At 45.6% G+C, this 14,744-nt stretch carries 11 protein-coding genes; 3 read left to right on the forward strand and 8 right to left on the reverse strand.

All coding sequences use genetic code 11. The annotated features are described in order from the left end of the window. Positions 1-299: 299 nt before the first annotated feature. Positions 300-3,446 carry a beta-galactosidase, LacZ type gene (lacZ, locus tag GC096_RS07100; RefSeq protein WP_171629549.1) on the reverse strand — a complete coding sequence of 1,049 codons (3,147 nt, stop codon included), beginning with the start codon at positions 3,444-3,446 and terminating at the stop codon, positions 300-302. Positions 3,447-3,578: 132 nt separating this feature from the next. On the opposite strand from lacZ, the gene GC096_RS07105 reads away from it, so the two are divergent. After that, positions 3,579-4,415 carry an AraC family transcriptional regulator gene (locus tag GC096_RS07105; protein WP_171629550.1) on the forward strand — a complete coding sequence of 279 codons (837 nt, stop codon included), beginning with the start codon at positions 3,579-3,581 and terminating at the stop codon, positions 4,413-4,415. A gap of 136 nt (positions 4,416-4,551) precedes the next feature. Here the strand turns inward: GC096_RS07105 and GC096_RS07110 are convergent, their stop codons facing one another. The 6 genes from GC096_RS07110 to GC096_RS07135 form a co-directional block, all read right to left on the reverse strand. Beyond that, positions 4,552-4,845 carry a hypothetical protein gene (locus GC096_RS07110; RefSeq protein ID WP_171629551.1) on the reverse strand — a complete coding sequence of 98 codons (294 nt, stop codon included), beginning with the start codon at positions 4,843-4,845 and terminating at the stop codon, positions 4,552-4,554. A gap of 141 nt (positions 4,846-4,986) precedes the next feature. After that, entirely contained in the window at positions 4,987-5,859 is an 873-nt protein-coding gene (locus tag GC096_RS07115) for a sugar phosphate isomerase/epimerase family protein (protein ID WP_171629552.1), read from the reverse strand. 31 nt (positions 5,860-5,890) lie between these two features. Continuing rightward, complete coding sequence (locus GC096_RS07120) at positions 5,891-6,751, reverse strand: sugar phosphate isomerase/epimerase family protein (RefSeq protein WP_171629553.1); 861 nt, start codon at positions 6,749-6,751, stop codon at positions 5,891-5,893. Between the two features lie 32 nt (positions 6,752-6,783). Then, on the reverse strand, positions 6,784-7,848 hold the full coding sequence (locus GC096_RS07125; protein ID WP_216626054.1) for a Gfo/Idh/MocA family protein: 1,065 nt from the start codon (positions 7,846-7,848) through the stop codon (positions 6,784-6,786). Positions 7,849-7,978: 130 nt separating this feature from the next. Beyond that, on the reverse strand, positions 7,979-8,947 hold the full coding sequence (locus GC096_RS07130) for a quinone oxidoreductase family protein (protein ID WP_171629554.1): 969 nt from the start codon (positions 8,945-8,947) through the stop codon (positions 7,979-7,981). Between the two features lie 106 nt (positions 8,948-9,053). Continuing rightward, positions 9,054-10,700 (reverse strand): putative bifunctional diguanylate cyclase/phosphodiesterase, encoded by a 1,647-nt coding sequence (locus GC096_RS07135; protein WP_171629555.1) that lies wholly within the window; start codon positions 10,698-10,700, stop codon positions 9,054-9,056. 287 nt (positions 10,701-10,987) lie between these two features. On the opposite strand from GC096_RS07135, the gene GC096_RS07140 reads away from it, so the two are divergent. Next, positions 10,988-11,752 carry a phytanoyl-CoA dioxygenase family protein gene (locus tag GC096_RS07140; protein WP_171629556.1) on the forward strand — a complete coding sequence of 255 codons (765 nt, stop codon included), beginning with the start codon at positions 10,988-10,990 and terminating at the stop codon, positions 11,750-11,752. Between the two features lie 82 nt (positions 11,753-11,834). After that, the gene (locus GC096_RS07145; RefSeq protein WP_171629557.1) at positions 11,835-12,665 is read left to right on the forward strand and encodes a helix-turn-helix domain-containing protein; all 831 of its coding nucleotides are present in this window, start codon (positions 11,835-11,837) and stop codon (positions 12,663-12,665) included. A 97-nt stretch (positions 12,666-12,762) separates the two neighbouring features. Here GC096_RS07145 and GC096_RS07150 read toward each other — a convergent pair whose 3' ends face one another. Beyond that, positions 12,763-14,583, reverse strand: a complete 1,821-nt coding sequence (locus GC096_RS07150; protein WP_171629558.1) for a heparinase II/III domain-containing protein — start codon at positions 14,581-14,583, stop codon at positions 12,763-12,765. Positions 14,584-14,744 lie beyond the last annotated feature (161 nt).

The following is a 14,744-nucleotide window of genomic DNA, read 5'->3' on the forward strand; positions in this document are numbered from 1 at the left end:
ATTTTGCTGCTTCTCACCTTTTGGAAGCATTAGATGGATTTCCTACAGTTAATTTTCACCAAAATCCACCAATCAGCCAATCTCGACCTTATTAGCTGTACTTTTTCCATCTATTCGCTAAATCTCAGGTGATACGGCGATTTTAACTGTGTTTTTTACAGTTAATTGAGTGCTAGCTACTCAAGTGAGCACTCAATACACTACTTCTATTTTCCCCCAGCACAACTCGCTGTCAGCATGCTATATGGTCAAAAAGCCGTTCCCGGGATAACCACCCTTGGAACGGCTTTTCTCAACGACTAAATACCTTGGAAAGTGAACCCATACGCATACGTGCGGTTCGCGAATAACGTAAACTCCGGATGCGTTCTAGCTCCCCAGCTATCGTCTCCGCCGACGCCCATCTGCTTGTAATTCACACGGACCACTACTTTATCACTCGCAGGTAGTTTATAAGGGTGATCGTGCGCCTCCAACTCGGATGGCGAGTACGGCAAAGCGTTAAGCTCAACGGTTGGTAAGCCCGCAATACGGAGTCCGCGCCCAGCCGCATTCGTTAAGGTCGCCCAGCGAACATCGGTCTTATTGCCGCATTCTTGTGGACGCAAATATGGAACGAATTGCTCTTCAACTGTTCCGTTATGAAGCGCAAGCTTTGCGCCTACATTACGATCCCAGTGATTTTCGTGCGGCCCGCGGCCGTACCAAGTTAAATTCTCGAACGCAGCATCTAGTTCGAACATGACGCCTACTTCAGGAATTTCCGGCAATTTGTCCCCCGGTGTTAATTGCATACCAACCTCAACTTCTCCGCTTGCGGACACAGTATAAACTAGTTGAACTTCGGAAGCAGGTTTTGTCCCCAACTCATAACGTACACGAACCTCAGCGCGTCCTGCATCCAATGATTTCGCGTTCAGTGAAAGGAGTTTACGCCCGCTGCCCGCTTCCTGCCATGTTGCACAGCGAATGTGGTGCTGGTTCCCACGGTCGTTATCCGTGTAAGCACGCCAGAAGTTAGGTACTGGCCCACTTTGGAATAACTCGACTCCGTCAAACTGATAGGAAGTGATATCGCCAGTACCTGCGTCAACTTGGAGTGTAAAACGCTCCCCTTGCAAGCTGATACGCTCTGCAGTGAACACGACTTGAACAGCAGTCTCCGTAGAAAGCGCAGCCGCGGATTCTTTTTCCGCTTCCCAGTTGCGTGCTTGGGATGCTGCATTCACTGCAGGAAGAATAAACTGCTCCCATGCGATTTCATGTCCCTTAGCTGCCCATAACGTATCGTCTCGCAGTACCAAACTCAGCGTTAACACGAATTCATCGTTCGGGAAAAGACGCTCAACAGCGTCAAGATTCAGCTCAATCGTTGTCGTTTCACCTGGTGCAACTGCATAAGATCCAGTAAACGGTTGGCTTTCTACAACACCATTGCGTGCAATCGTCCATGTCCAATCATACTCATTCAAGTTGGTGAACAAGAATTGATTCGTTACCTTGATTTGTCCCTTAACCGCATCTACCGCTTCGAACTTCACATTCTGGTAGCACTTCTTCACTTCGTGCAGCTTCGGTGACACTGAACGATCAGCGAAGATCAAGCCATTCCCACAGAAGTTGCCATCATTCGGCGTGTCACCAAAATCACCGCCATAGGCATGATACGAGATGCCATCTTGCGTCGTCGTACGAATCGATTGATCAATCCAATCCCAGATGAATCCACCTTGCAGAACTGGGTATTGATCGAACAGCTCCCAATATTTAAACAAATTGCCGCAAGAGTTCCCCATTGCATGACTGTATTCGCAAAGAATAAACGGCTTTTTCGGATTGTTTTTAGCGTATTCTTCGATCTTTTCAATTTTGGAATACATTTGACTTTCCATATCCGACGCTCTTTCCGACTCACGCCACCAGAACACGCCTTCATAGTGAACAACCCGAGAAGGATCAGCTTCACGAAGGAAATCATGCATTTTGAAGAAATTATCTCCACCAAATGACTCATTCCCCAGCGACCAGATGACGATCGACGGATGATTTTTGTCTCGCTGCATCATGGAGTTGGCACGATCAAGTACGGCCCCCGTCCACTCAGGACGACTTCCTGGCACCGTTTCACCTAATTCGAATTGCGGATAGCTCCAAGAGCCGTGGGTCTCCAAATTCGTTTCATCAATCACATACAAACCATACTCATCACAAAGCTCATACCAAAGCGGATTATTCGGATAATGCGAAGTCCGCACAGCGTTGATATTATATTGTTTCATGAGCAAAATATCGGCAAGCATACTTTCCGCATCGACGGAACGACCGCGATCACGATCGAACTCATGACGATTTACACCTTTAAATGTAATGACCTCGCCGTTGATTTTCATCAAGCCATCTTCAATTTCAAACTTGCGGAAACCAACCTTACAGCTTTCTGTCTCGAGGAGCGTCCCCTCTTCATTCCATAAACGAAGAACGAGTGTGTATAAGTATGGACTCTCAGCACTCCATTTGGCAGGTCGATCTATATGAGCGGAGAATTCCACCGCTTGGCTCGCCATGTCACTCGTTTGAAAGCCTACCCGAAGCGGCTCACCCCATAGGGCTTGCTGTTCACCATCGTATAGCACCGCTTCCACATGATGTACACCTTGGCTATTCAGATCATAGTTGGTAATCGTCGCTTGAATGTGCAATTCAGCATCCTCGCAAGCCGCGTCCAGATTCGTATTTACTTTGAAATCAGCAATATGTGCCGTTGGTGTCGAGTATAAATACACATCACGGAAAATCCCGCTCAAACGCCAGAAATCCTGATCTTCTAACCAGCTTGCATCGCTCCAACGATACACTTCAACCGCCAGCTTGTTCTCACCATCGATCAAATAAGGCGTGACATCAAAATCCGCTGGTGTAAACGAATCTTGGCTAAAGCCAACCAAATCTCCATTCACCCATACATAGAACGCGGACTCCACACCTTGAAAGCTCAGATACACCGGTTGACCGCTCCAACCCTCAGGGATCGAGAAACTACGCACATAAGAGCCAACAGGGTTATACTTTACCGGGGCAAATGGAGGCTTAAGATCCTCATGTCCGACCCATGGATAAATAATATTCGTATACTGCGGGAAATCAAAACCTTGCAGCTGCCAATGTGACGGCACAGGCATATCTGCCCAATTGTTGGTGTCAAAGTTTGTTTTATAAAAATCCTGTGGACGTCCTTCTGCATTTTCGGCAAAATGGAATTTCCATGTCCCATTTAAGTTTTGATAAAATTGCGATGCTTCCCGTACGCCAGCCAGCGCTTCTGCTTCCGTATGATAAGGCATGAGGGTCGCATGTGCTTCCAGGCGATTCAATTGATATATTTGCGGATTGTTATTCCATTCGGGGTAACCGTTTTCAGGAGCTGTGTATACAAATTTATTCGCCATGGGTGAAATTCCTCACTTTACGTTATTGGATTAACAATTTAGCTTACCCCCTTATTGTACAAGACAATTATTTCTTTTAAAATATAAGAAACAACGCATGATATATTAAAAAATGAAAGAGATGGTTGTTCCATGGCGAATGATTATAGAAAGTTTTTTGTCATTACTGAAACCGACCGCAAACTCCCTCTCATTCTCGAAACGATCGGATATGAGCGCGAGCAGCAATTTTATGTACGTGAAGAAGGCTACCCTTGTTTTCATTGGCTGCATACGATTTCCGGCAGTGGCGAAATTATTCTAGACAGCGGCCCCGTTAAGCTGAGTGAACGGCAAGGCATGCTGCTCGCTGGTGGCGTCCCTCATGCTTATCAAGTCCCAGATACCCCTTGGTCGACTTGGTATCTGACCTTCGATGGTGCATTAGCTGCCTCTATTGTGCACGCTTTGGAAATCCCGCTTTCTACCCCAATTAGCTGGGGGGCTGATACGCCATTAGCTAGTATTCATGAGTATTACTACCATAAATATCGTGATAGCCACGACTTCACCGGCACTAACGGCTCTGTTGAAATCTATCAATTCCTGACGCTGCTGAAGAAGCACGGCATTATCAACAAGAGCGCTTCCTTCTCGCAAAGTCATGATCGGCTTCTGCCGCTGCTGCTCGAGCTGGAGCATAGCTTCGGCGCTGCGCACGTCGGTCTGAGCTGGATGGCGACTCAGCTCGGTGTCTCGGCGCAGCATGTGAATACGTTATTTCGCCGCGCATTCGGACTCTCTCCATATCAATACCTGCTCCAGCTGCGCTTGCAGAAGTCCAAAGAAATGCTGATCGCGCAGCCTGATCTGACAGTGAAGCAAATCGCAGAGGCCACGGGCTTTCTCGATGCATCGCATTTCATTTCGACCTTCCGCAAAGCCGTTGGGCAGACACCGGATGTATTCAGGCAGCCGTATTTGAAATGACACTTGCAACACTTTCCCTGTTGTCATTCCAATTAAATGGAAAAACGCTATCTAAATGTCCTCGGCTGCTCTAGTAATGACAGATCGAATCTTCCACGCAAAAAAAACCGCCGCAGCGGTTATTCACAACATCTATTTAATGATTTGGAACAAATTCACTATGCGCTTCGAGCAGCTTTTGGACGAAACTCTCAAAGTCTCGTAAATTCGACGAAAATTTGAAATCGGTTACACCCGTGTGGAAATCAATAACCGTTAGAGCAACGCGATTAAGGGGATACTCGGGAATGGCTTCAGAGGCAAGTGAAATATTTTTGAAAGGGTAGATGGATGTTTCACCATAGAAACGAAGCACTGTTAAATGATCATCTCGTAACTCCAACGAAATCTGCTGTTCCGCATCCGTGAAACTCTTCAATGTACTCATCATAAATCAATCCTCCTCTTGTCCTTTATTTTACTCTTTCTTTGGAAGATTAAGAAGCCCAATTTCCAAATATTTGTTGGTAATCCTAGCGTCGTTAGAAGTTACTAGATGCAAAAAACCTCGCCAATGGCGAGGTTTCCTTGCCTATTTATACTTTTGAATAAAAGCTATCGCGCTTGCAATATCTTTCTCTGGCTGAGCGCCAACTTCACGCTCGATTGTCAGGTAGCCCTTGTAGCCAATTTCTTGCAGAGCTTGGAAGTAACGTCCGAAATCCACATGACCTTCGCCTAATGCCAACTCGCGGTACGTATCTCCAGATGTAGCCGCCTCCGCGATACTCTCGTGTGTCATCGGTTTAAATCCTAGTGAACCATACACTTCACGCGGATCAACTTGACGAAGTCGAATACCGTCCTTCACATGCGTATGAACGATATAATCTTTCAACGTGTAGACACCTTGAACCGGATCATCTCCCGTTACCATCACCATATTCGCTGGATCAAAGTTAACCGAAACACCTTTGGTAGATAGGTTGTCTAGGAAGCTTTTCAAATGTGCCGAAGGTTCCGGCCCTGTTTCTACTGCGAAATAGGCGCCTAAGCTGCTCGCATATACACCCAGTTCTTCACATGCCTGCAGCATCGTTTGATAAATAGGATCGTTCCGATCCTCGGGTACAACACCGATATGTGTTGTCACAACGTTCGACCCTAGTTCAACAGCAAGATCAAGAATGCGCTTGGATTTCTCAATTTTCTCGGCATTTACGGTCTGATCTTGGAAACCATGTCCACCTAGATCGCCGCAAAGGGCTGAAATTTGAAGATCCAATGACGCGATGTAGTCGCGTAATTCCTTACGTGCTCCTGGCGTTAAGTTCGCAGGATCCATCTCGCCAGAAACCGCATAAATTTGGACGCCATCTGCCCCTAATTCTTTCGATTTCTTTAATCCGTCCCGTAGGCCAAGTCGCAAACTATCTACCATAATACCGATTGGATTGATGATCATATTTTAAACACTCCTTATCGCGAGCTTAGCGTTAGTTAATTTCATCCCAAATTCTTCGGATATTTTGTAATCCGATCAATGTGCCTCGCTTACACTCTTCCATCCCCTCAAATTCCAAGGATATGTAACCATCGTAGCCTGAGCTTTTGACCACACGTAGAATTTCAGGAATATTCAAATCACCTTGCGCCACAATGGCTCCGCGCAAATAGGTGCCATACGTTGACTTGAACCAGCCTTCTCCAGGATTCTGATTGGAGGGGCGAATGTAGAAATCTTTCACATGGACAATAGAAGCATAAGGAAGATTATTCGTCACAGCGGCAACGGAATCCTCGTCCACACATACAAAATTACCAACATCCAAGGTTGTCCGGAAATTCGCACGATCAACAGCATGAATCAGGGCTTGAACACGTTCACTATGCTGTACGAAGAAACCGTGATTCTCTACGCTCGTAACAATCCCAAATTGGTTCGCATAATCAGCAATTTGACGACATGCTTCAGCTAAGCGATCCAAATTGGCGTTGAAATTACGAATGGAGAGATCCTCACTTCGAGCAACATCATGCCGCATTTTCTTAACACCTAATCTGGCAGCAAGATCAACCTCGCCTTTCACACGCACAATTTCCTGCTGATACTCTTCTTCTGTCTCAGTAAGGAAATTAGCGCCGATGGCATAATTGGAAATATCAATACCTCGAGCCTGAGCTTTCTCACGAATCGCATCCGCAAGCGCAAAGTTACCCGGTAAATCATACCCCAATGGGACAATCTCGACATGTTCACCTCCCTGATCCGCAATCCAATCGATGACGTCCATAATCGACATTTCGCCAGACTTTAATGCTTGATACAGACTATATGTGCTAACACCTAACTTCATATGTGCTCCTCCTAGGCTCCGATTCGTTCGGGCTATAATCTGATTTCTTGACCCTTCGCTGCAGATTCATAAATACCGCATAGGATTTTCATGATTTCTAGACCATCTTCAACCGGACTAATTGGTGTTTCACCAGTTTGGCAGCAAGATACGAAATGATTGATTTCATTTTGAAAAGCACTGTTGATATCTATTGATTTGTTATTGATTTGAGGCGTCACATTCGTAATCGTATCCAAAATCTCCGTTACGAACACGATTTCAGGCTCAAGCTCGACTCCGCCTTTGTCGCCATACAATTTGACAGCGATTTCATCCTTCTTAGCATGCAGCGTGAAACTAACATCCACCATGAGGGAAGCCCCATTTTCAAAACGAATCAATACATTCGCCAAATCCTCAACCGTGTTGCGTTCCGCATCATAATCCGCTGCTTGATAGAAAGATAAGTTCTTCACATTCTTCCGATTGCCTAGCTTGTTATACGTATGCCCGCTTACCGCAACTGGTTTCGGTTTGCCCATCAAGTACCAACATACATCAATCACGTGTACGCCAATATCGATCAGCGGCCCGCCGCCAGAGCGCTCAACGTCCGAGAACCAACCGCCTGGATTACCTAATCGACGAAGGCAAGAAGCTTTGGCATAATAAATCTCACCTAGTTGACCATTATCTATAAAATGCTTCACAAGCTGAGCATTCGTATCATATCTTCGCACAAATCCAACTTGAAGAATCTTCCCTGTTTCACGAACCGCATCTTGAATGCGTTGCGCTTCTTCAACCGTTTTACATAGCGGCTTCTCTACCAAAACATGCTTGCCAGCATGAAGAGCAGCAATACTGATCTCGGCATGCGTATTGTTCCATGTACAGATACTCACCGCATCAATCTCCGGATTCGCCAAAAGCTCGTTATAATCCGTATAAATGTTCGCAATGTCATATTTCTCCGCTTTCGCGGCTGCTCGTTCACGATTAAGGTCACAGACAGCGACAATGACAGCATCCTCTGATTTCGTATATGACGCAAAGTGCAAATCTGAAATTGAACCTGCACCGATAACACCAATTCTCAACTTGTTTATGCTCATTGCACATTCCAGCCTCCTTTAAATAACTACTACTTAAAGTTAACATGCTTTGGACACAGCGAGAATACCTAAGATAAGCAGCTCCATGGACTATATGTTCAAAATCTCACGAAGATTCACCGCTGTTCATTCAAGGAATTAGCAATATTTTGCCCGTACTCTGTCTACTCTCAAGTAATCGATGAGCCTCAGCGCCATCCTTCAGGGCGAACGTTGTCAAAGTATCCATTTTCAGATTGCCGGCACGAAGTGCTTCGAATAAATCATGTGCCCGCTGGATTCGATTCTCTAAACTAGTTACGTGATTCCAGAGGTCGCCGCCGGTTAACGTTTTGGAGGTATCCATCAGCATTCTTGGATCTACAGGTGCTGGGTCTCCGCCGGCCATGCCATAGAAAACGACCGTTCCCTTGATTCGGACTGCGGCAAAGCTATCCATTAAGGTGGAGCCTACCGAATCATAAGCTACTTGTACACCGTGCTTTCCATTAGACCACTGTAACACTTCCTGGACCCAATCCTTGGAATAGAGGATGACTTCATCTGCTCCAGCGTCTAGCGCGACTTGCTTTTTGGCTTCGGATGAGGTGAGTCCGATCACCCTGGCACCTTTCCTTTTGCACAATTGGATCAAAAGCTGACCCACACCGCCTGCAGCGGCATGGATCAGAACTTCATCTCCAGCTTGGACAGGGTAGCTGTCGTTCACCAAGTAATGCGCAGTCATGCCTTGCAGAAGCAGGCCTGCCGCATGTTCAAACGAGATGTCCGCGGGTAACGGAATCGCCCGATCAACAGGAACGGCAACTAGCTCCGCATTAGCAAAGGGCACGTCGGCAAAGGCGATCCGGTCCCCGATTTGAATATGCTGGATGTGCTCAGGCACGCTTTCGACGATCCCTGCACCTTCATACCCAAGAATATACGGCGGATTCCCAGCCAAATGATAATTCCCTTTGCGACGATAGACGTCCGCGAAATTAAGACCTATCGCTTTCGTCCTAACCAGAAGTTGTTCGCTATCTACGATCGGGTCAGGAATCTCTTTATATTGGAGAACTTCGGGACCTCCGAATTGTTCGAAAATTAGTGCTTTCATAAGTGACCTCCCCTACTTAATTAACCATTGTCATTTTAACATAACCGCTTGCAGAACCAAAAAAAATGCCTCCAACCGCTCTACAGCGAATGGAGACACTTGTAAACTATCGACTTACTAACGCATGGTGAGTAGGCAATTCCGTATAAGGCATGGGTTTATTGATGTAATAGCCCTGAATACCCCAGCACTGCATGTCAGCAAGCATATGGAAATGATCACTCGTTTCAATGCCTTCCGCGACAACGAGTAGATTCAATGCTTTCGCCATGGCAAGAATAGCTGCGATCAATGGTACATTGCCATCTGCGATGAAAATACGGTCGATCTTCAACTTGTCAATCGGCAGCTGCGTCAGCATACTTAGCGATGAATATCCTGTTCCAAAATCATCCAACGCAACGGTAAAGCCTGCATTCCGCAGCTTACCCAGAATGAGTTGTACTTCTTGCAACGAGTGCAAAGTCGTACTTTCTGTAATTTCAAGTTCCATAGAGGTTGGGTTTACACCCTCCTCTTGCAAAATTTGCAAGACTTGAGCAACAAAATTCAATTCATTGAGTTGGATCCGTGAGATATTGACAGATATTTTGAACAATGGACCATAAATAGCCTTCAGTTGATGCCAATCCTTGCAGGCTTGACGAATAACCCAATAGCCGATCGGTACGATAAGTCCTGTTTTCTCCGCAATCGGAATAAAGTCTCCTGGCTGTTTGTGCCCGCCATTCTCGCTATGCCATCTGAGGAGCGCTTCCGCACCAATCGCCATTTCTGAGGCTGGATTATAAATAAGCTGATAATGCAAATACAGTTCGTTCTTATCTATCGCTTGCGAAAGGGCTATCTCATGGATGAAATTTTCGACATGATCGTATCTAGAAGAGGCTTCGTACAAATGATAGCGTTTGCGACCTGTTCCTTTCGCTGTGTACAAAGCAGTATCAGCTTGCTTTAGTAGATCTTGAATCGTTTCATTCTGTTTTCGCTCAGCAATCCCAATACTCACAGTCACTTTCACTGCATGTTCATCTACGCGGAAGGGTTCATCGAAAAGCCCGCTCAACTGCTCTGCCGTCTCTTCAATTTGAGTGGAGGATACGGAATCCACGACTACGAATTCATCACCACCTAAGCGAATAAGCGAATAACGGCTATCACCAAATACCTCAATCAGCCGACATGCGACTTCAACAAGCACTGAGTCTCCAGCCTGATGGCCGAAGGTATCATTAATATTTTTGAAATTATCCAAATCCATTAAATAAATCGTCGGCGGCTCCAACACATGCTCGAGTAAGTATCTACGATTGAACAGATTAGAGAGATCATCTTGGTAAGCATAATTGTACAGAATGTTCTCCTGCTGTTTGCGCTCTGTAATATCTCGAGTCACTGAAAAAATAAAGCTAACATTCCCATCCGCGCCCAAAATAGGCGTTAAAATGCTCTCGCCACTTAAAGTACCATTAGGTAATTTGACGCCATCCTCGTATCGAATCGTTCGACGTTCCTCGACTACTCTGGCATATTTTTGATATAAGTAATTTGCCATTTGGCTCGAATTCGATTCAAAAAAAGTTGTTCCCATTTGATCCATTGTGATCCCACTAAATTTCGTTGCGGCATTGTTAACGTAGTAATAAGTTATCTCTGAACCTGTCACTTTCATAATGTAAATAGAGTCTTCAATATCATCCAGCATCATATGCAGTAAATTCAAATCCAATGTTGTCGTTGCAGGAATTGTCATCCGTTGGACTCCTTTATCCGAATAACCTAAGCTTTTCGCCCAGATGGGTCGATTGTACTATCTATTCGACATAGTTCTTTCGTATCCCTTCCTAAGTAGTTCTAGAACCACCATTCTAGCCGTATAGCAATATGAAAAATTAACACCAAAGCGATCTATAATGCTGACAGCAAAATAATCGTTTTGTGCTAATCATAATCGTTTTACCTCCTTATTCGAAAGTACCGCGAAGCTTACAATTACCTTATGCAAGTAATTAAAGCTAGCAAACACGGGAGGTTACACGAATGATAACGAAAGGGAATCCATTCTCAATCAGCCAATATGTCAACGAAGGCTATAGCGGGCCTATGCAGGGGCTTTCGCTGGAAGAATCCGATATGTACTATAATCGTTTCTTTGAGGTCATCGAACAGAATAAATATGAACCTGGTCCTACCAAAATGAACCTGTCAGCCTGGCATCAGCGACATCTTTGGGCCTATACGCTAGCTACACATCCAAGTATCGTTAACGCGATGAAGCAGATTCTTGGAGATGACTTGGTGTTGTGGGCCATGCATTTCTGGTACAAAGAGCCTAATAATGATAAATTCATCCCTTGGCATCAGGATATCAATTATTGGCCGATGGAGCCTGCGATCAATGCAACCGCCTGGGTGAGTTTAGGATGGTCGATTCGTGAAAATGGTTGTCTTCGCGTGATTCCTGGCACACACAAGTCGATCGTCGAGCATGTTTCAACTGGAACTGATCAAAGTGCGTTCGAACAAGGATTGCCAGCGGAGTCGATCGATGAATCGTTAGCGATAGACCTTGAGATGTCTCCAGGTCAGATTGCCTTTTTCAATGAAGCTACCTTCCATGGTTCTGAAAATAACAAATCAAATATACCGCGTGTAGCCTTCTCGGTTCGCTATACGACGCCTGAGGTCAAGTTCAAAATCGATGAGTGGGGCGGCGATACCTCGCGTATCCGTACCTTCCTTGTAAACGGTGAGGATCGGTTGAACCGAAACGAAGATATTAAGGGCATCGTGCCTCAGGACTAGTTAGGAAAACGCTGTCACCTCTGTATCCAGGCATGATAGAATAATAAGAGCAGACAAGATCCGGGGTGCGGAGGGATAGGCATTGAATTCTTTTCAGATGATGATTGAGGCGTTGGAGATTCGATTTCTTCATATAACACAGTATCAGCTTGATTATCGTTGGCAGGCCAAAGAGCGCAAACTACAGCACTGTGTGATGTGGTATGTGCATAAGGGAAGCTTCCAGCTTGCGATTGATCAAGCTTCTATGCGGTGCAATGAAGGCCAAATCATCATTTTGCCTGCCCATAGCACGATTAGTTTCCACGCCATTTCAGATGAATTATTGCTAACAAGCATTAACTTCGATGCCGAAATCTCCTTAGTTAACAACCGAAGCTGGGTGCAGCTTCTGAATCTTCCGAATGTATTTGAGGATAGGGCCAGCAAGATTGAGCGGATTGTCCACGAAATGCTTATTCCTGAGAATGAGGCGACAGCATATGCACATCTTCTGCAGCAGTCATCACTGCTTCGAATTTTGTATGAGCTGCTGCATACAGAAAATGTGGCGGAGTCCAACTCCAGTTATTCACACTTGGACAAGCGTATCCATACCATCATCCATTTTCTTCACGCGCATCCGCAACAGATGCCTGAAATAAAGGAGTTAGCTGAGCTTGTTCAGCTGAGTGATTCTCATTTGCGCAAATTGTTCATCAAACAAACTGGACAGGCTCCGCTCCATTTCGTGCACAGCATCAAAATTGAACAAGCCAAAAAGCTCCTCGCGACTAGCGTGAAGCCCGTTTCTCAAATTTCTTATGAACTAGGTATCGAGAATTCAAACTATTTCTCTCGCATGTTCAAAATCAAAACCAGCTTAACCCCGCTGCAGTATCGGCAGCAATTTGGTCTGTGGTTGAACGATTAGAATTGGCTAAAACCTACAGTTAATTCAGGCTGATTTCTGCATGTGCAGCAGATGCTCGATAATTAGCTGTAGGTTTTCCATCCAGGATGAACTTAATCTACGCCAGCTCCAACGTAACCCGTATACTCACCTGATCTTCCACCTCAGACGCAGACAGATCAATTAAGTAGACAAGCTCTGTCCCGCCCTCGTGATTCTGGTGTTCCACGGATTGAATCGAAGCCTTCAACTGTTTCGCATCATAGCGCATTAGTTGTTGTTGACCTAAACCAAGCTCCAATCGAATCTCACCTTCCCGCACGATAACTGGCCTGTGCTGTGTAACGAAACGTTCTGTTACTGAAGCGCCTGACTCACGGAACTCAAAGGAATCCGAGATTGTCAGCTTGCCTCTCAGTTTATCAAACTCGAAGCTTCGCTCAAGCTTCTCAAGTGTTGGCACGGCATAGGCTTGACTGAGTTCAAGTTTGAACTTGTCACTTGCATCCGTACATTCCGCAGCTAGTACCTGCGCACGATGCTGGATGCCCGCTTCCTGGTGTCTGCCGTTGATGATTGGCACGCTATGACCCGCCGAACTGTTACAAAGGATCGCGTACCGCTCCTCGCCAAAATATTGTTTGGTATATAGGCCCGCTCCCAAATCTTCAAACCATCTGACCCCATCCACGATCCATATGAAGTGTCCGATGTCATTGTGATTATGGGGCTCATCGTTATGCCCGCCTTTGGCTGCAAAACTAACGAGCTTGCTGCCCACCTTCGCTCGGCTCACCATCCATTGCGCTTCTGGCAAGAAATCCGTTTGAAGCGGCATTTCTTCACGTTCACGAAGCAGCTCTTCATTTAACCACACCACGTTGCGAACCGCACTAGCGAAGCGGCCACAATGATCAATAATTGCTGGCTGATTGTCCAATGTTGGAATCCGAATTTCATCAAACTGTTCGCACAAACGGCTGAAGATGCCAATTTGAATGCCATTGTTCCGTGAACAGTCAGAGAAATTGGCAATATGATTGCCTTGCAGGAAACAGCTTTGTGGGAATTGGGCAACTCTGCGTGCTTTGGCGTTCGATTGGAGAATGTCCACTTTACCGCCTGTACGCTGCTTCAGAAGTTCACTGAAATACACATAATAGCCGAAGCCATAATACCAGTAACCCAAGCCTTCCAAGCAGGCGCCTTCTTCCGAAAAGCCCTCAAGAAAGCAATCCATCGATGCGAGCACTCGTGCAATGACAGGCATCAGTGTTTTCGAATCCTGAATGAGGTAAATAGCTGTCATACCGATATTCCCCGCACAAACAGCGGACCAATTGATATCGCACGTTTCCCACCAATAAGCTCTCTTAAGTGTCACATAAGGCTCAAGAACCCGCTCCATAATTTCACGGTGAACCCTTTTTACCACGAGACCATTTAACTGAGTTTGGAACATATGGCAAGTCTCACTCAGCGCATGGGCCGTTTCTGAAGCAAATAAATCAATATGTTTATATTCTTCTCCTTCTACGGCAGCATCATGATTCAACAGATGAGCTGGCAGACACCACGTATATTCATCACAAATAGCCCAAATTGTATCTTCTAAAGCGGGCAGATGAGGTTCAACGCCATCCTTCAGCGCCGCTACGACCAAAGCCGCTAACCGTCGACGGCGATCGAAATAAAGTGCTTCGAATTCGATACGCGTTCCCTTTGAACGATACAAGTCCCACTCTCTAAAGGGTAATGCGGCAATCGGCTTGCTCCCGAACTCCTTGATCAGCGGTGAAATTTCGTTAAAGACAGAAGTAAGTAAAGGACTCTCCGTATGCCTTATTGGTGTTGTGGCCACCTGCAAAGCTTCGTGAAACAAACTGCCTTGATCGCTTTCAGCTTCTAGCAAAGCATCTAATAGATATCGACTATTCATCGTTTTACCTCCCTATGCACATACGATTTCGTTTACCTTTAAATATAACCGCTAACGATTTCAACAAACTAGTCATTATCTTTACCACTATACGTCAAAAATTGACCTCTTCGCTAATATGAAAAAAAGCCTCACGCAATAAGCGGAAGCTTTCTTCTCCA

Source organism: Paenibacillus plantarum (assembly GCF_013141695.1).
GTDB lineage: Bacteria > Bacillota > Bacilli > Paenibacillales > NBRC-103111 > Paenibacillus_E > Paenibacillus_E plantarum.

Bases quoted from the DNA above. Each gene is read 5' to 3' on its own strand.
- GC096_RS07150 (WP_171629558.1), bottom strand. From the start codon at position 14,583: ATGAATAGTCGATATCTATTAGATGCTTTGCTAGAAGCTGAAAGCGAT.
- GC096_RS07120 (WP_171629553.1), bottom strand. From the start codon at position 6,751: ATGAAGTTAGGTGTTAGCACATATAGTCTGTATCAAGCATTAAAGTCT.
- GC096_RS07125 (WP_216626054.1), bottom strand. From the start codon at position 7,848: ATGAGCATAAACAAGTTGAGAATTGGTGTTATCGGTGCAGGTTCAATT.
- GC096_RS07140 (WP_171629556.1), top strand. From the start codon at position 10,988: ATGATAACGAAAGGGAATCCATTCTCAATCAGCCAATATGTCAACGAA.
- lacZ (WP_171629549.1), bottom strand. From the start codon at position 3,446: ATGGCGAATAAATTTGTATACACAGCTCCTGAAAACGGTTACCCCGAA.
- GC096_RS07115 (WP_171629552.1), bottom strand. From the start codon at position 5,859: ATGATCATCAATCCAATCGGTATTATGGTAGATAGTTTGCGACTTGGC.
- GC096_RS07110 (WP_171629551.1), bottom strand. From the start codon at position 4,845: ATGATGAGTACATTGAAGAGTTTCACGGATGCGGAACAGCAGATTTCG.
- GC096_RS07130 (WP_171629554.1), bottom strand. From the start codon at position 8,947: ATGAAAGCACTAATTTTCGAACAATTCGGAGGTCCCGAAGTTCTCCAA.
- GC096_RS07105 (WP_171629550.1), top strand. From the start codon at position 3,579: ATGGCGAATGATTATAGAAAGTTTTTTGTCATTACTGAAACCGACCGC.
- GC096_RS07135 (WP_171629555.1), bottom strand. From the start codon at position 10,700: ATGACAATTCCTGCAACGACAACATTGGATTTGAATTTACTGCATATG.